This is a genomic window from Luteimonas sp. GW821-FHT14E02, assembly GCF_058803905.1.
The window spans coordinates 207,160-223,060 of record NZ_JBXAPK010000001.1 but is presented as its reverse complement, the minus strand read 5'-3'; the positions used below and the strand labels follow the sequence as shown (position 1 = coordinate 223,060).

Annotated in this window: 13 protein-coding genes; 6 read left to right on the top strand and 7 right to left on the bottom strand. The window is 66.0% G+C overall.

What is annotated here, in order from left to right; genetic code table 11:
* Positions 1-141: 141 nt before the first annotated feature.
* A complete protein-coding gene (locus tag AC1RNP_RS00890; protein ID WP_493049328.1) occupies positions 142-1,194 on the top strand; it encodes a LysR family transcriptional regulator in 1,053 nt (350 codons plus the stop codon).
* A 398-nt stretch (positions 1,195-1,592) separates the two neighbouring features.
* Positions 1,593-2,627 carry an NADPH-dependent curcumin/dihydrocurcumin reductase gene (gene curA, locus AC1RNP_RS00885; protein WP_493049327.1) on the top strand — a complete coding sequence of 345 codons (1,035 nt, stop codon included), beginning with the start codon at positions 1,593-1,595 and terminating at the stop codon, positions 2,625-2,627.
* Between the two features lies 1 nt (position 2,628).
* On the opposite strand, the gene AC1RNP_RS00880 is transcribed toward curA, so the two are convergent.
* Positions 2,629-3,468: a penicillin-binding transpeptidase domain-containing protein gene (locus tag AC1RNP_RS00880; RefSeq protein WP_493049326.1), complete on the bottom strand. Its 840-nt coding sequence runs from the start codon at positions 3,466-3,468 to the stop codon at positions 2,629-2,631.
* Between the two features lie 136 nt (positions 3,469-3,604).
* Here AC1RNP_RS00880 and AC1RNP_RS00875 point away from each other — a divergent pair, with 136 nt between their 5' ends.
* The gene (locus AC1RNP_RS00875; RefSeq protein WP_493049325.1) at positions 3,605-5,122 is read left to right on the top strand and encodes a hypothetical protein; all 1,518 of its coding nucleotides are present in this window, start codon (positions 3,605-3,607) and stop codon (positions 5,120-5,122) included.
* Positions 5,123-5,201: 79 nt separating this feature from the next.
* Here the strand turns inward: AC1RNP_RS00875 and AC1RNP_RS00870 are convergent, their stop codons facing one another.
* Complete coding sequence (locus tag AC1RNP_RS00870) at positions 5,202-6,167, bottom strand: LysR family transcriptional regulator (RefSeq protein ID WP_493049324.1); 966 nt, start codon at positions 6,165-6,167, stop codon at positions 5,202-5,204.
* 211 nt (positions 6,168-6,378) lie between these two features.
* On the opposite strand from AC1RNP_RS00870, the gene aceB reads away from it, so the two are divergent.
* Positions 6,379-7,980 (top strand): malate synthase A, encoded by a 1,602-nt coding sequence (aceB, locus tag AC1RNP_RS00865; RefSeq protein WP_493049323.1) that lies wholly within the window; start codon positions 6,379-6,381, stop codon positions 7,978-7,980.
* Positions 7,981-8,166: 186 nt separating this feature from the next.
* Positions 8,167-9,459: an isocitrate lyase gene (gene aceA / locus AC1RNP_RS00860; RefSeq protein WP_493049322.1), complete on the top strand. Its 1,293-nt coding sequence runs from the start codon at positions 8,167-8,169 to the stop codon at positions 9,457-9,459.
* A 165-nt stretch (positions 9,460-9,624) separates the two neighbouring features.
* Here aceA and AC1RNP_RS00855 read toward each other — a convergent pair whose 3' ends face one another.
* The 4 genes from AC1RNP_RS00855 to ubiK all read right to left on the bottom strand — a co-directional run bounded on the left by AC1RNP_RS00855 (position 9,625) and on the right by ubiK (position 14,232).
* Positions 9,625-10,110 carry a nuclear transport factor 2 family protein gene (locus AC1RNP_RS00855; protein ID WP_493049321.1) on the bottom strand — a complete coding sequence of 162 codons (486 nt, stop codon included), beginning with the start codon at positions 10,108-10,110 and terminating at the stop codon, positions 9,625-9,627.
* A gap of 96 nt (positions 10,111-10,206) precedes the next feature.
* Positions 10,207-12,282 carry a S9 family peptidase gene (locus AC1RNP_RS00850; protein WP_493049320.1) on the bottom strand — a complete coding sequence of 692 codons (2,076 nt, stop codon included), beginning with the start codon at positions 12,280-12,282 and terminating at the stop codon, positions 10,207-10,209.
* A 158-nt stretch (positions 12,283-12,440) separates the two neighbouring features.
* A complete protein-coding gene (locus AC1RNP_RS00845) occupies positions 12,441-13,955 on the bottom strand; it encodes a YifB family Mg chelatase-like AAA ATPase (RefSeq protein ID WP_493049319.1) in 1,515 nt (504 codons plus the stop codon).
* 10 nt (positions 13,956-13,965) lie between these two features.
* Positions 13,966-14,232, bottom strand: a complete 267-nt coding sequence (gene ubiK / locus AC1RNP_RS00840; protein ID WP_493049318.1) for a ubiquinone biosynthesis accessory factor UbiK — start codon at positions 14,230-14,232, stop codon at positions 13,966-13,968.
* Positions 14,233-14,538: 306 nt separating this feature from the next.
* Between ubiK and AC1RNP_RS00835 the strand changes: the two genes are divergently transcribed.
* Positions 14,539-14,877 carry a P-II family nitrogen regulator gene (locus AC1RNP_RS00835; RefSeq protein WP_493049317.1) on the top strand — a complete coding sequence of 113 codons (339 nt, stop codon included), beginning with the start codon at positions 14,539-14,541 and terminating at the stop codon, positions 14,875-14,877.
* 15 nt (positions 14,878-14,892) lie between these two features.
* On the opposite strand, the gene speE is transcribed toward AC1RNP_RS00835, so the two are convergent.
* A complete protein-coding gene (gene speE, locus AC1RNP_RS00830) occupies positions 14,893-15,738 on the bottom strand; it encodes a polyamine aminopropyltransferase (protein WP_493049316.1) in 846 nt (281 codons plus the stop codon).
* Positions 15,739-15,901: the final 163 nt, after the last annotated feature.

Below are 15,901 nucleotides of genomic sequence, written 5' to 3'. Positions count from 1 at the left end.
GGCGGCGGCACACCGATATCGGCTTGCGACATTCAGAGCCCGGCCTGGCCCGGCCGGGCGATCGGAGACGCGGCGAATGCCTGGCCTGGCATCGGCGCGCGGCGTCTCCTTCTTCTGCAGAGAGTTCTTCGGAGAACACCCATGGCACGCGATCTCAACGACACCCTGATCTTCGTCAAGGTCGTCGAACACGGCAGTTTCATCAGCGCGGCCAAGGCGCTGCGTCTGCCCAAGACCACCGTCAGTCGCAAGGTGCAGGATCTGGAAACGCGCCTGGGCGCGCAGCTCCTGCATCGCACCACGCGCAAGCTCGGTCTCACCGAGGCGGGTAATGTGTATTACGAACATTGCCAGCGCATTGCGCGCGAGCTCGACGAAGCCGAGAGCGCGGTTGGACAATTGCAGGGCGGGCCGCGCGGCTGGCTGCGCTTCACCGCGCCGTACTCGCTCGGCATCACCTGGATCGCGCCGCTGCTGGGCGAATTCCATGCGCGCCATCCTGAAGTGCGCGTGGAGATGCTGCTCTCCAACGAGCCCATCGATCTGATCGATCGCGAGGTCGATGTGGCCCTGCGCGGCGGCAATCTGCCCGATTCCAATCTGGTCGCGCGCCGCCTGGCGGTGTTCCGTACCCAGGTCTACGCCAGTCCGCACTACATCGAGCGTCATGGCGAGCCGGTGCATCCGGACGACCTGCTGCACCACCGCACGCTGGCGATGCAGAAGTCGCTGCGCAACGGCCAATACTTCTGGCCGCTCAACGATGGCGAGCGCACGAACGATTACCGCATCGATCCGGTGCTGGTCGCCAACGATCCCGGCGCGCTCACCGGCGCGCTGATCTGCGGCGAAGGCCTGCTGCTGTCCAGCGACGTCAACATGAAGGCGCACGCCGAACTCGGCCACGTGACCCGCGTGCTGGCCGGCTGGACCGGTCCGGAGTACGAGTTCAACGCCGTGTTCCCGCGCGGCCAGACCACCTCGCCGAAGGTGCGCGCGTTCGTCGACTTCCTGGTCGAGCGGCTCAACTTCGACGCCGACTACATGCAGGTGCTGTGCCCGGACCGCAAACGCTTCATGGCCTCCAAGCGCGCCTCCGATCTGGCGAAGGCGCAGCTGGCGAAGGCGTCCTCGCGCAAGACGGCTGTGCCGGAGACGGAAGAGCCGGACGACGAGGATCTGGAACTGGTCTGAGCGGGCGGCGCGCCGCGCTACGCGCGGCCCTGTGCACCGTCCCCGGAAGGCCAGGTGCATGTGGGCACCCGTGATGATCGGGGAGAGGGCGGCATTGTGTGATCGCAAGGATGCAAATGCAAACCATTATCAATTAAGAGCGGTTTTCGTTTATCGGCCATTAGGCCTCGGAATCGCGGGCGAGCAAGCCGCGCGGCGAGAAGCGATCGGATCGGAACGATGGCTCCGGCGGTCCGCGATTGAAGTCGCGAACAGTGTTTCTGTGTTTCGGCGTTGTGCCTTGGGGAGGCGGTTCCGCTCCCGCATGGACGACGGGACCGTTTCGGAATCCTTCGCCCGTTCCTCTTCGGGCTAACGGTACGTCGCACGTCTCCCATCCTCGCCGGAGTTTCGATCCCATGCCGCAAAGCGATACCGTCAACCGCCGCATCGTCCTCGCCTCGCGTCCGCATGGCGCGCCCACGCAGCAGGATTTCCGTCTCGATCAAACGCCCGTGCCGACGCCCGGCGACGGCCAGGTCCTGCTGCGCACGCTGTACCTCTCGCTCGATCCGTACATGCGCAGCCTGATGGATGAAATCGGGCCGTCCTACGCGCCGTCGGTGAAGGTCGGCGAACCCATGGCCGGCGGCACGGTGAGCCGCGTCGTGGCCTCGAAGCATCCGCGATTCCGCGAGGGCGAGCTGGTGCTTGGCGGCGCCGGTTGGCAGGACTACGCGCTTTCGGATGGCGAGGGACTGACCCCGCTAGGCGAGATGGCGCAACCGTCGCTGGCGGTGGGCGGGCTCGGCATGCCCGCGTTCACCGCCTACGTCGGCCTGCTCGACATCGGTCAACCGAAACCCGGCGAAACCGTGGTCGTGGCCGCGGCCACCGGGGCGGTCGGCGCGGTGGTCGGGCAGATCGCCAAGCTCAAGGGCGCGCGCGTGATCGGCATCGCCGGCGGCGCCGACAAATGCCGCTACGCGGTCGAGGAACTCGGTTTCGATGTCTGCCTCGACCGCAACGATGCGCAACTGGCGCAGCGGCTCGCCGAGGTGTGTCCGAACGGCATCGATGTCTATTTCGAGAACGTCGGCGGCGTCGTGTTCGACGCTGTGCTGCCACTGCTCAACAACTACGCACGCGTGCCGGTGTGCGGCGTGATCGCCCACTACAACGACAAGGCGCCGCCGCCCGGCCCGGATCGCTTGCCGAACGCGATGTCGACACTGCTGCAGAAGCGCATCCGCATGGAAGGATTCATCATCCTCGACCACTACGCCGATCGTTTCGAGGCGTTCCGCCGCGACATGAGTGAATGGCTCGCCGCCGGCAAGGTGAAGCTGCGCGAGGATGTCGTCTCCGGCCTGGAGCGTGCGCCGGCGGCGTTCATCGGCCTGCTCGAAGGACGCAACTTCGGCAAGCTGGTGGTGCGCGTCGCCGACGCCTGAGTTATCGCCCGGATTCGGCGTCCGTCTCGGCGAGCAGTCGCTCACCGAGCACGACGCGCCTGTCGCGCGAGTCCAGCGTCTTCAGTTCCACCTCCAGCACGAAGCTGGTGGCGCGGCCCTTGCCTTCCTCCCAGCCGATCCACCAGCCGACGCCGGGCTGGCCGTCATCTTTGAAATGCGTTCCGGTCTTGCCGTAGATGCGGCGACCGCCGGTTTCGCGTTCGAGCATGGCCGCCTTGACCGTGGCCAGGGTTGCGGGCTTGAACGGCAAGTCGCCACGGCGCACGCGATCGATGAAGGCTAGTTGCTGTTTCGCGGTGACGGTCAGCACGCCGTCGTGCCAGGCGCTGACCGCCTTCGGGCCGATGCGGCCGTTGCCGTAACCGACGCGCGTTACCCAGGCGGCGAGACGTTCGCGCCCGATGCGGTCGGCCAATACGCGGAAGTAGCTTTCGCTGGAGGTGCGCATCGCCAGTTGCAGCGCCATGTCGGCCTGCCATTCGGGATGGTCCGCGTACTTGCGGCCGTCCCAGGGAACGATTTCGTCGGCGCTGCGCAGGGCGCCGGTTTCCAGCGCGATGAGTGCGAGCATCACCTTGAACGTGGACGCGGGCGGCTGCGGTGTCTCGGCGAGTGCTTCACCGTGGGCCACGCGTGCCTTGTCGCCCTCGCGCTGGACCAGCCAGGCGCCGGCGTGGCCGTAGTCGGCGAAGCGTGCGGCGATCTCGGTGGGGGCGATCTCAGTGTTCGTCTTCGCGGTATTCGGTGTCGCGGCATGCGCGTGACCGAGTGCCAGTGCGAGAAACAGCGGCATGCATGCGCGGGGGCGAAGCATCGACATGGACATCTTCTCCGGAAGCGGGGTGTGACGCAGTCTGGGATGGCATCGTGTCCGCATCCAATCCAATGCATTGTCGCCGTCGTCACCGCCGTAACCGTCGTCACCGCGCACGGACGCGTGTGCCAGACTTCGGTGCATGATCAAGATCGAGCTGGGAAGCGCGCCGCGCCTGCAGGGGCAGCCCGTGCGCCGGCAGTCGTTGTGGCTGCTGCTGCGATTGTGGCTGGCGGCGAAAACGGAGGATGGCACCGGCTGGGTGCGTGAGGCCGAGTTGCGCGAACGTTTCGCCGCCACACGCAACCTGCGCATGGTGGTCAGTCGCGCCTACGCCGACTTCGAGCGCTGGGGCGTGCGCGTGGGCTGGGGCAAGGATCGCGACCGGCCACTGCACATGCTGCCGCTGGCCGGACGCAGCCGCGGACCACATTGGCTGGCGCGCGGCGAAGCGGAACGCTTGCAGATCTTCCTGCGCGGAAGCGCGGTCGATGCGGAGGCGGTCGCGGTCTGGCTGGGCCTGCCCGCCACCGCGGCCGCGCAAAGCACCGCGAGCGGCTTCGGCGAAGCGGATCCGGCTTACTGGCACGCCTGGGCGGGTGCCCGTCGCGACATGCTCGACGGGCGGTTGATCGTCGACGGCGACCACGGTGCGCTCGCCGGCTATCGTCATGCGCAGGCGCTGGCCTCGGATGCGCGCTGGCAGGCGCTCGCGCTGCTGCAACAGGCCATGGTGTGGCGCCGCGCCGGCAACGCGGACGCGGCGCGCGCGGTACTCGATGAACTGGATCGCCACTGGCACGACGTGCAGGCACCCGAACATGCCTGGCTCGGCGCCATGGCCGCCATCGTGCGCGCGTGGTGCGCGTATGCCGAGCGCGATCCGCAGCGCGCTCATCAGATCCTGCGCGGCGCCATCGACGATCCGCGCTGGGCGCCGCTGTTCCAGCACCATCCGCGTGTGCGTTGCGAGCACGCCAATCTGCAGGCGCTGATCCACCGCGCGTTCGCTTTGGATGCGCAGCGCACGCAGGACGAACGCAACCGGGCCGCCGATACCGCGCTGCAGCACTACCGGCTTGCGCTGACGCTCGCCAACGAAGCCGAACTGTTCGACGCTGCGGCGTCCACGGCCAGCAACCTGGGCTGGTCGATCTGGCTGTTCGAGCGTTGCGGGTTCGATGTCGGCGCCGCCGGGTCGCGGCACTCGCCACTGTCGTGGATCGCGCTCGCGGCGTGGCTGAGCGAGCACCACGGCGTTGGCGGCGGCTGTTGGAACAGCATCTATCTGCTGCGCATGGTGCGCGGTGGCGGGCCGGACATCGTGCATCCGGCCGAGGCCGAATTCCGCCGCTGGCCGGTGCTGAGCCCGCAGCAGTTCCGCACGCGTACCGCGCCGATCGTGCTCACCGCGGGCTGGCCGCGCTGGCTCGACCTGGCGACGGCGTTGCAGGCCGAAGTGGACAGCGGCCGGCTGCAGGTCGATGCCCTGCAGCGCAGCAATCTGCTGCTGGAAGTGGCCTGGTATCAAGCCTACGAAGGTGACCTGGCATCCAGCGCCGCCGCCGCGGCGCGATTGCGGCGCCGCCTGCGTGAACTCGTGCCCGCCGACCGCGTGTTTTTCCGCGAGGCGTTGCGCCGGCTTCCGCATTCGCCGTGATGAAAGTGGCTTTGCTCGTCATTCCCGCGAAGGCGGGAATGACGAGCAAAAGCGTGAACGCTGGAGATCGAGCGTCTTCCTAGCGTTCGGAATGCCCGGCCTCGTCATAACCACGCGGCGAGAACAGGTGCGGCTGGATCAACTCGATGAAGGCGCGCGCCTGCGGCGACAGATACTTGCCCTTGCGCACGACCACGCCGTAGCTGCGCGAGGGGAAGTAGTCGCGCAGGCTGCGCGCGACCAGCTTGCCGCGGTCCGCTTCCGTGAGGCAGATCGAACTGACGATGGAAATACCCATGCCCATCGCCACGTACTGCTTGATGATTTCCCAGCCGCCCACTTCCAGCGCCACGGTGTAGGGCACGCGATTCTGCTGGAACACCAGGTCGACCAGGCGATAGGTGATCTGCCGGCGCGGCGGCAGGATCAGCGGGTAGGGCGAGAGGTCATCGAGCGATAGCTGCGGTTGCGTCGCCAGCGGATGCTCGGGCGGCACGATCAACATCGGCTCGAAGCGGTACACCGGCGCGTAGCTGAGATCGCCGGGCACATCGAGCATCGAACCGACCGCGAGATCGGCGGCGTCCGAGCGCACCAGGTCGGTGCCGTCGGCGGTGATCGCCGGATGCAGCGTGAGCCGCACGTCCGGATGCGCGGCGCGGAAGGCGGCGACGATCTTCGGCAGCAGATACAGGATGGTGGAGCTGTTGGCGGCGATGTTGAGCTCGCCGGCGTCCAGTCCGCTGACCTTCTCGCGGAATTCCGCCGCCAGATCGTCCAGGCCTTCCACCAGCGGCTGCGCCATTTCGTAGAGCAGCTGTCCCTCGCGGGTGGGGATCAGGCGCCGGCCGCTGCGTTCGAACAGGGGCACGCCCATGTCCCGTTCCAGGGCCTGCAGCTGCAGGGTGATCGCCGGCTGAGAGACGTACAGGGCCTCGGCGGCGCGTGAGACCGAGCCCAGCCGCGCCGTCTGGCAGAAGGCGCGCAGAGGCTTGAGACGGTCGCCCTTGTAAGCGAAACGGGGGTTGGCGGTCGTGGTCGTCATGATGTTTTCAGCCTGTGGCGGCTTGCCGTTCGGTGCCCGGAGCTTTCGTGGGCGAAGCAAGATGCTTTTATTTCAATGAGTTAGAGAAAGTCGAGCATTTCATCTAAGTCAAAATAAGTAGAGCTTATGATTTAGATTGAAAAAACTCAGTTGTCAAATACTATGCGCGGGCGGATGGTGGGGACCCCCTCTGTTGTTGCCGGAGTCCGCCATGTCCGCAGTTCTCAAGCAAGCCTTGCCGGGCGGGATCGAAATCGCCGCCCGTGCCGATGGCCAGGACGCCCTGCTGACGCCCGAGGCCCTCGCCCTGCTGGCCGGCCTGCATCGCCGCTTCGACGCCCGCCGCCAGGCGCTGCTGCAAGCGCGCCGCGAGCGCCAGGCCTTCTTCGACAACGGCGGCCTGCCGGATTTCCGCGAGGACACCCGCGCCATCCGTGAAGGCGACTGGCGCGTGGCGCCGCTGCCGGCGGCGCTGCAGGACCGCCGCGTCGAGATCACCGGCCCGGTCGATCCGAAGATGGTCATCAACGCGCTGAACTCCGGCGCCAGCTGCTACATGGCCGACTTCGAGGATTCCACGGCGCCGACCTGGCCGAACCTGATCCTTGGCCAGCGCTCGCTGCGCGAGGCCGTCGCCGGCACGCTCGAATTCGCCAACGAACAGGGCAAGCGCTACGCGCTCAAGCCCTTCGCCGAACGCTCGGTGCTGATCGTGCGCCCGCGCGGCTGGCATCTGGACGAGAAGCACGTGCGCATCGATGGCGAGCGCCTCTCTGGCGGCCTGTTCGACGTCGGCCTGTTCGCCTTCCACAACGCCAAGGCGCTGGCGCAGATCGATCGCGGCCCGTACTTCTACCTGCCCAAGCTGCAGTCGATGGAAGAAGCGGCGCTGTGGCAGGACGCGCTGTCGTACATCGAGGGCGAACTCGGGCTGCCGCAGGGCCAGATGAAGGTCACCGTGTTGATCGAGACATTGCCGGCGGTGTTCCAGATGCACGAGATCCTGCACGCGCTGCGCGATCGCATCGCCGGGCTCAACTGCGGGCGCTGGGACTACATCTTCTCCTACATCAAGACCTTCCGCGCCCATCCTGATCGCGTGCTGCCCGAGCGCGCGCAGGTGACGATGACGCAGCCGTTCCTGAAGACGTATTCGGAACTGCTGATCCAGACCTGTCACCGCCGCGGCGCGCACGCGATGGGCGGCATGGCGGCGCAGATTCCGATCAGCGGCGACAGCGTCGCCAACGAAGCGGCGATGGAGCGCGTGCGCGCCGACAAGCTGCGCGAAGTCGGTGCCGGTCACGACGGCACCTGGGTGGCGCATCCGGCGTTGATTCCGATCGCGCGCGAGATCTTCGACACCGGCATGCCGTCGGCCAATCAGCACGGCAAGCTGCGCGAGGATGTGCAGGCCACGCGCGACGATCTGATCGCGCCGTCCAAGGGCACGATCACGCGCAAGGGCTTCGTCGGCAACGTCGAGGTGTGCGTGCGTTATCTCGCCGCCTGGCTCGACGGCAACGGCTGCGTGCCGATCCACTGGCTGATGGAAGACGCCGCCACCGCCGAGATCGCGCGCACGCAGCTGTGGCAATGGCTGCATGTGGGCGAACAGCAATTGGACGACGGCACTGCGATCGATTTCGAACTGTTCGACGCGGTGCTGCATGAACTGCCGTCGCTGCTGGCCGGACAGGCGCTACCCGGCGTGGCACGCGTGCCGGAAGCCATCGGCATGCTCGACCGGCTCACCCGCAACGACACGCTCGCCGATTTCCTCACGCTGCCGGCCTACGAACGTCTCGACTGACCGGTCCCATCCTTAATGAAGAACTCATTGCCCTCCATGGCGTCGCTCCGCAAACCCAGATCGTCCGGCCCGGCCATCCCTGGCCGGGCGTTCGGGGTTGCAGCCGATGCCGATAGGGCATCGGCTTAACTCAACCCCTCACCCCTTTCCGAGCAGGACAGGGCTCAACGCAAAGGCCAATCGACCATGACCAGCAAACTGCCCACCGCCGAAGAACTGAAGCACGACTGGGCCACCAATCCGCGCTGGAAGGGCGTCACACGCGCCTACACCGCCGAGGATGTGGTGCGTCTGCGCGGCACCGTGCCGGTCGAGCATTCGATCGCCAAGCTCGGTGCGGAAAAGCTCTGGAACTCGCTGCAGACCGAGGATTTCGTCAACGCGCTCGGCGCGCTCACCGGCAACCAGGCCATGCAGCAGGTCAAGGCTGGCCTGAAGGCGATCTATCTCTCCGGCTGGCAGGTGGCGGCCGACGCCAACCTCGCCGGTGAGATGTATCCGGACCAGTCGCTGTATCCGGCCAACTCGGTGCCGCAGGTGGTCAAGCGCATCAACAACACGCTGCTGCGCGCCGACCAGCTCTACCACGCCGAGGGCGATGACAGCATCGACTTCCTGCAGCCGATCGTGGCCGACGCCGAAGCCGGTTTCGGCGGCGTGCTCAACGCCTTCGAGCTGATGAAGGCGATGATCGAGGCCGGTGCCTCCGGCGTGCATTTCGAGGACCAGCTGGCCTCAGTGAAGAAGTGCGGCCATATGGGCGGCAAGGTGCTGGTGCCCACGCGTGAGGCGGTCGAGAAGCTGACCGCCGCGCGCCTGGCCGCCGACGTCAGCGGCGTGCCGACGATCATCGTCGCCCGCACCGACGCCGAGGCCGCCGATCTGCTCACCAGCGACGTCGACGACAACGACAAGCCGTTCACCACCGGCGAGCGCACGGTCGAAGGCTTCTACAAGACCAAGAACGGCCTGGATCAGGCGATCTCGCGCGGCCTCGCCTACGCGCCATACGCGGACCTGGTGTGGTGCGAGACCGGCAAGCCGGATCTGGAGTTCGCGCGCAAGTTCGCCGAAGCGATCCACGCCAAGTATCCGGGCAAGCTGCTGGCCTACAACTGCTCGCCGTCGTTCAACTGGAAGAAGAACCTCGACGACGCCACCATCGCCAAGTTCCAGAAGGAAATCGCCAGCTACGGCTACAAGTTCCAGTTCATCACCCTGGCCGGCTTCCATGCGCTGAACTACTCGATGTTCAACCTCGCCCACGGCTATGCGCGCCGCCAGATGAGCGCGTTCGTGGAGTTGCAGGAAGCCGAGTTCGCCGCCGCCGACCGCGGCTTCACCGCGGTGAAGCACCAGCGCGAGGTGGGCACGGGCTACTTCGATACCGTGACGCAGACCATCCAGGGCGGCCAGTCGTCGACCGTGGCGCTGAAGGGGTCGACCGAGGAAGAGCAGTTCGAAACCAAAGCGGCGTAAGCGCCGGACTCCGAACCAGGGAGAGAGAGGGAAAGATGGGAGGCCGGGCTTGCCGGCCTCCCATTCTTTTTTATGCGTTACTCGCTAGCGCCCATCCATGCATCTCTTCTCCCTGCGCGAGGGTAGGCGGGGACTTCAATCCACGAGAAAGGGATGCCGGGAAGCCTATTGCTTCCCGGCATCATTTCTTTGGGCGGAATACACCTTGTTTGCGATCTTCCACTCGCCATCCACCTTCAAGAGAATGAGATAGTCCGTGAACGTGGTGGCTCCGTGTCGGAGGGTGGCCTTGGCCATCCCCGAACTGCCTGTCACGTCGATCGAGTCAATGGTTCTCACGCGAGTGGCTTCATCGTTCGCGGGTTTTCCCGTGAAACGTGCGCAGTATTCCTCAACCGTCCAGGACGTGAGCTTGCCTTCGCGCACGCCTTCGATATGGGCAGTCGGCAGGAAAGCCTTGCGCAAATAGGATGCGTGGCCGGTGGCGTGCCCTTTGAAATAATTCTCGATCGCGGCCCGGATGCCAGCCTGTTCCGATGCGGTTTGCGGTGATGCTTGCCCGCTTTCAGGCGTCGCCGAGAGGGCACTCCCGCAAACGGCCAAGGCGATGAGGCCGCATGCCGATAAACACAAAAAAGAACTTCTTTTCACGAAGCATCCTCTTTCTTGCTTGTCGTTGACGTGAGTGCGTAAACCGCCAGGGGCGTGTCACTGGAGCATGACACGCCCGAAGCCCTGCATGGCGGACTACTTGCGAACCGCCTGCGTATGCGTCTTCAGCGCCTCCGCGACGCCCGGAATGCGATCCGCGCCATCGGGCACGGTGATGCTCGAGCCGGTGAAGTCATCACCGACCGGCTGCACGCGGCCGCCCAGGCACTGCGCGAGGAAGCCTTCGGTCACCGCGTTGAAAGCCTTGTTGTTCTCCGGCCGCGCGAAACCGTGGCCTTCGTCCGGGAACAGCACGTAGGTCACCGGGATGTTCTTCGCCTTCATCGCCTGCACGATCTGATCGCTCTCGGCCTGCTTCACGCGCGGATCGTTGGCGCCCTGGCCGATCAGCAACGGCCTGGTGATCTTGTCCGCGTGCGTGAGCGGCGAGCGTTCGGCCAGCAGCTTCTTGCCGTCCTCGGTGCGCGGATCGCCGACGCGCTTGGCGAATTGTTCGAAGAACGAGGCCCAGTACGGCGGGATCGTCGACAGCAGCGTGTTGAGATTGGACGGGCCGACGATGTCGACACCGCACTTGAACACATCCGGCGTGAACGTCAGGCCGACCAGCGTGGCATAGCCGCCGTAGCTGCCGCCCATGATCGCGATCTGGTCCTTGGTGGTGATGTTCTGCTTCACCGCCCAGCCTGCGGCGTCGATCAGGTCGTCGTGCATCTTGGCGGCCCATTCGCGATCGCCGGCACTGGTGAAGGCCTTGCCGAAGCCTGTGGAGCCGCGATAGTTCACTGACAGCACCGCATAGCCGCGATTGGCCAGCCACTGGTCGTAGCCGCTGTAGCCGTAGGTGTCGCGCGACCACGGGCCGCCATGCACGAACAGCACCAGCGGCGCGGGCTTGTCGGCCTTGCCATCGTTGTTGGCATCCACGGACTTGGGCAGGGTGAGATAGCTCACCAGCGTCAGGCCGTCGCGCGCCTTGATCTCCTGCGGCCACATCGCCACCAGCGGCTTGCCGTCGAGGGCGGGGCGAGCGGAGAACAGCTTCTCCGGTTTGCCGCCGCGCGCGTAGCGGTAGTACACGACGGGCGACTCGGCGGCGGAATAGGCGACGATCCAGGTCTTGTCGTCGAGCGTGCGCGAGGTCACGGAGGCCTCGCCGGGGCCGATCGCCTGCAGTGTTTTCAGGTCGGCGCCGATGGCCGGATCGATCGCCGTCCATTCCTCCTTGAGATAGTTCGACGCCACCGCCTGCACCACGTTGGTCTTCGGATCGCTCAGCGCGCCGCCGATGTCGACCCGCGAATCCTCGTGCACCAGCGTCTTCTTGCCGCTGGCGACATCGATGGCGAACAGCGCCGAGGTGTTGCGGCCACGCGAATCGAGGAAGTACTGGGTCTTGCCGTCGGTGGTGAAGCCGCCGGGATTGGTGGTGAGCGAATCCTCGAAGGGAATCTCGTCGACCTTCTTCCAGCCGCCCTTGCCGTCCGGAACGAGCAGATCGGAGCCGCCGTCCGGACGCGACTTCTGCGCCATCCGCACCTTGTAGTCGAGATCGGTGATATAGCCGGCGAACTCGTGGGTGTTCTTCTCCACCAGCGTGCGCTGGCCGGTGGCGAGATCGACGCGATAGAGATCGTGCCACTTCGCATCGCGATCGTTCATGCCGACCAGGATCGATTCCGGATGCAGCTGGCTCACACCGGAGACCTCGGCGCGCGTTTTCGGGAACGGCGACAGATCGCGCTTCGTGCCGGAGGCCACATCGACGCTGTAGACATGGAAGTCTTCGTCGCCGCCGCTGTCGCGCAGGTACAGCAGCGTGTCGGGGCGGTAGCTCCAGAAGTACTGGCGGATGCCGCGCGCTTTGTCGTCGGTGACGGCCTTGGCCTTGCTGGGATCGTCGGCGGGTGCCACCCAGACGTTCATCACGCCGTCCACTGGCGCCAGCCAGCTCAGCGTCTTGCCATCGGGGCTGATCTGCACGCCGGCGCGTTCGGGATTGCCGAACAGCGCGTCGCGTGGAATCAGTTCAACCTCGGCCGGCGTAGCCGCGGCTTGCGGCGCATCAGTCTTGGCGGCCGGTGTTTCGGCGGATTGCTTGCACGCGGCCAGCGCAAGCAGAAGGCTGGAGACAAGAATCAGGCGTTGCATGCGATCCCCCATCGTTGCGGATAATGACCGCCACACTAAGCGCTGCCGTTCCGGCATACGTTTGTGCATGGTTAAAAGCGGCCATGACTGATGGCAGGGTAGGGTTCCCCGCTGATGGCGAGTTGCGCGGAAGAAGGGGATGCCGTGTTGGCTCGCGATCAAGCGGCTTGGGACTGCGCGGACTGATCTCCGCGCCGATAGCCGATCGCCTCGGTCAGATGCGCTGTCGCGATCTGATCGCTGCCGGCCAGATCGGCGATGGTGCGGGCGACGCGCAGGATGCGATGCATGGCGCGCGCGGACAACTGTAGCGAATCGATGGCGCGTTCCAGCAGTTGCTGGTCGCGATCGCACAGCCGGCACGATGACATCGTTTCCGCCTGGCCGAGGCGTGCGTTCAACACGCCGGCGCGTTGCGTCTGCATCCGCTGCGCTTGCTCGACGCGGGTGCGGATCGTGCCGCTGGCTTCTCCATCGGGCGCATCGGGGCGCAGTTCCGACGGTGGCAGCCTCGGTACCTCGACGTGCAGATCGATGCGGTCGAGCAGCGGTCCCGAGATGCGTGCGCGGTAACGGCGGATCGCATCGGGCAGGCAGCGGCAGCGGCCGGAAACATCGCCGGCCCAGCCGCAAGGGCAGGGATTCATCGCCGCGACCAGCTGGAAGCGCGCGGGAAATTCGTTCTGTCGTGCCGCGCGCGAAATGGTGACGATGCCGGATTCGAGTGGCTCACGCAGCACTTCGAGGGCGCGGCGATCCCATTCCGGCAATTCGTCGAGGAACAGTACGCCGTTGTGCGCCAGCGAGACTTCGCCCGGACGCGGTTCGCCACCGCCGCCGACCAGGGCGACCGCGCTGGCGGTGTGGTGCGGTGCGCGAAACGGACGTTCGCGCCAGCGCGTCGGATCGAGTCCGCGTCCGCTGACCGATGCGATCGCCGCCGCTTCGAGCGCTTCGGCTTCGCTCGCTTCCGGCAACAGGCCCGGCAGTCGCGAGGCCAGCAGTGTCTTGCCGCAGCCGGGTGGACCGATCAGTAGCAGGTGATGACCGCCGGCCGCGGCGATTTCCAGCGCGCGGCGCGCGTGCATCTGCCCGCGTACATCGCGCATGTCTGGTCCATGCACGGGCACGGTGGCAGGTGCTTCCGCGATCGGCAATGCCTTGCTGCCGTTGAGCAGCGCGCAGACTTCCAGCAGCGTGCGCGCGGTGTGGACTTCGACGCCGGAAGCCAATGCGGCTTCGGCGCCATTGGCGAGCGGCACCACCAATTTGCGTCCCGCCTGTGCCGCCGCGAGCGCAGCGGGCAGTGCGCCATCGACGGGACGCAGTTCGCCGGTGAGGCCGAGCTCGCCGAGAAATTCGTAACCATCCAGCGCCTCCCGCGGAATCTGCCCGCTGGCGGCGAGAATGCCAAGCGCGATCGGCAGATCGAAACGGCCGCCATCTTTCGGCAGGTCCGCCGGCGCGAGGTTCACGGTGATCACGCGCGCAGGGAATTCGTATTGCGCGCACTGGATCGCCGCGCGCACGCGATCCTTGGCTTCGCGCACCGCCGCTTCCGGCAGGCCGACGATCGACATCCGCGGCAAACCGCCGGCGAGATACACCTCCACCTTGACGGCGGGCGCGTGAACGCCCGCGCGCGCACGTCCGTGCACGAGTGCGAGTCCCATGGCGGCGGGATCAGTGCGAAGCGGTGTTGTCGGCGCCGGCGCGTGCTTCGAGCTCGGCGACCAGTTGCTCCAGCGCTTCAAGCTTCTCGCGCGTGCGCAGCAGCACCGCGCGCTGCACTTCGAATTCCTCGCGCGTGACCAGGTCGAGCTTGGCGAGGCCGGACTGCAGCACGGCCTTGAAGTTTTCCTGCAGTTCCTCGCGGCCTTCACGCAGGCCGGGCGGAACCAGGCTGCTGAGGCGGCGGGCGAGTTCGTCGATGGGATTGAGGTCGATCATCTGAATGTCTGTTCCTGCGATGGCGTTCCGAGCTTGCGCCGCGATCCCGTGATCGCGCCATCGGAGCGTCCCGCTACGGGTAGTCAGAAAATTCTGACGCCGGCGCGCACTACAGCATGGGCGGCCTTCTCCGGCAAGCACGCCGCGTGCGCGGCCGAGGCGTGTTATGCCAGCGTTTTGGATTGCCCCATAAGGCGTCGGCCAACGAAATCCAAACGCCTGGAACGTCGCAGGCGGCGGCGCGACCGACAAATCCGTCACCCACTCGCGTTATGCTGACCGCATCAGCTTCCAGGAGATGCCGCGATGAAGATGGTGATGGCGATCATCAAGCCGTTCAAACTCGACGACGTGCGCGAGGCGCTGGCCGAGGCTGGCATCACCGGCGTCACCGTCACCGAGGTGAAGGGCTTCGGACGCCAGAAAGGTCACACCGAGCTGTATCGCGGCGCCGAGTACGTGGTGGATTTCCTGCCGAAGATCAAGCTGGAGATCGCTGTGACCGATACGCAGGCGGAGATCGTGACCGAAGCGATCCTGAAGGCGGCCGGCACCGGTAAGATCGGTGACGGCAAGGTGTTCGTGTACGACCTGGAGCGCGTGGTGCGCATCCGCACCGGTGAGTTGGACGCGGACGCGCTCTGAACTGCGCTCGGCGGCTTACCCGAGCGCGCTTTCGACGAACGGAGGCAGGATCAACGCGGCCTTGTGGATGTCGGCGCTGTAGTACCTGGTGTCGAAGGGCTTGTTGTGGCTCTCGTCTTCGCGGAAATCGAAGTCACCGGATTTGCGCGCGAGCGTGGCGCTCCACCAGCCGGTGGGATAGCACGGCTGCGGGAACGGCAGCGTCTTGAACGTGGTGAAACCGGCCTTGGTCATTTCGCCGCGCATTTCCTTGATCAGTTCGAGCAGCACCAGTGGCGATTCCGATTGCTGCACGAGGATGCCGTCGTCCTTCAGCGCGCGGAAGCAGGATTCGTAGAAGGCCCGGTTGAACAGGCCTTCGGCCGGGCCGACCGGGTCGGTGGAGTCGACGATGACGATGTCGAGGCTGCCGGGCGCGGCATTCTTCATGTAGGCGATGCCGTCGTCGAACAGGAGTTCGGCGCGCGGGTCGTCGTTGGACTCGCACAGCTCGGGAAAATATTTCTCCGCCATGCGCGTGACCTGCTCGTCGATGTCGCACTGCACGGCCTTGCGCACGCCGGGATGCTTGAGCACCTCGCGCAGCGTGCCGCAGTCGCCGCCGCCGATGATCACCACCTGCTGCGGATCACGATGCGTGAACAGCGCCGGGTGCGACATCATCTCGTGATAGAGGAAGTTGTCGCGCGTGGTCAGCATCAGCGCGCCGTCGATGAGCATCAGGTTGCCCCAGTCGGTGCTCTCGTAGATCTCGATCTTCTGGAACGGCGACTGCACCTCGTCGAGCTTCCGGGTGATGCGGTAGCCGATGGCGCTGCCGGCGGGGTCGAAGTTTTCGTAGAGCCAATTCGGAGAGGTCATACGTAAAGCCAGGAAAGGGGGCCGAAGCCGGAATCCGAAAGCGTCACCCGCGACATCGAATCGCCAGGGCGCCATGCGTTCAAGGCCGCAGATTGTAGCGAACCGACATGACGGTCTGCCGGAATCTGGCATACGATTGCGCCCGGGGGATCACGGAACGGAC

Coding starts and splice junctions, on each gene's coding strand:
- curA (WP_493049327.1), top strand. CDS start 1,593: ATGCCGCAAAGCGATACCGTCAACCGCCGCATCGTCCTCGCCTCGCGT.
- AC1RNP_RS00850 (WP_493049320.1), bottom strand. CDS start 12,282: ATGCAACGCCTGATTCTTGTCTCCAGCCTTCTGCTTGCGCTGGCCGCG.
- aceA (WP_493049322.1), top strand. CDS start 8,167: ATGACCAGCAAACTGCCCACCGCCGAAGAACTGAAGCACGACTGGGCC.
- AC1RNP_RS00835 (WP_493049317.1), top strand. CDS start 14,539: ATGAAGATGGTGATGGCGATCATCAAGCCGTTCAAACTCGACGACGTG.
- AC1RNP_RS00845 (WP_493049319.1), bottom strand. CDS start 13,955: ATGGGACTCGCACTCGTGCACGGACGTGCGCGCGCGGGCGTTCACGCG.
- AC1RNP_RS00890 (WP_493049328.1), top strand. CDS start 142: ATGGCACGCGATCTCAACGACACCCTGATCTTCGTCAAGGTCGTCGAA.
- ubiK (WP_493049318.1), bottom strand. CDS start 14,232: ATGATCGACCTCAATCCCATCGACGAACTCGCCCGCCGCCTCAGCAGC.
- aceB (WP_493049323.1), top strand. CDS start 6,379: ATGTCCGCAGTTCTCAAGCAAGCCTTGCCGGGCGGGATCGAAATCGCC.
- AC1RNP_RS00870 (WP_493049324.1), bottom strand. CDS start 6,167: ATGACGACCACGACCGCCAACCCCCGTTTCGCTTACAAGGGCGACCGT.
- speE (WP_493049316.1), bottom strand. CDS start 15,738: ATGACCTCTCCGAATTGGCTCTACGAAAACTTCGACCCCGCCGGCAGC.
- AC1RNP_RS00880 (WP_493049326.1), bottom strand. CDS start 3,468: ATGTCGATGCTTCGCCCCCGCGCATGCATGCCGCTGTTTCTCGCACTG.
- AC1RNP_RS00875 (WP_493049325.1), top strand. CDS start 3,605: ATGATCAAGATCGAGCTGGGAAGCGCGCCGCGCCTGCAGGGGCAGCCC.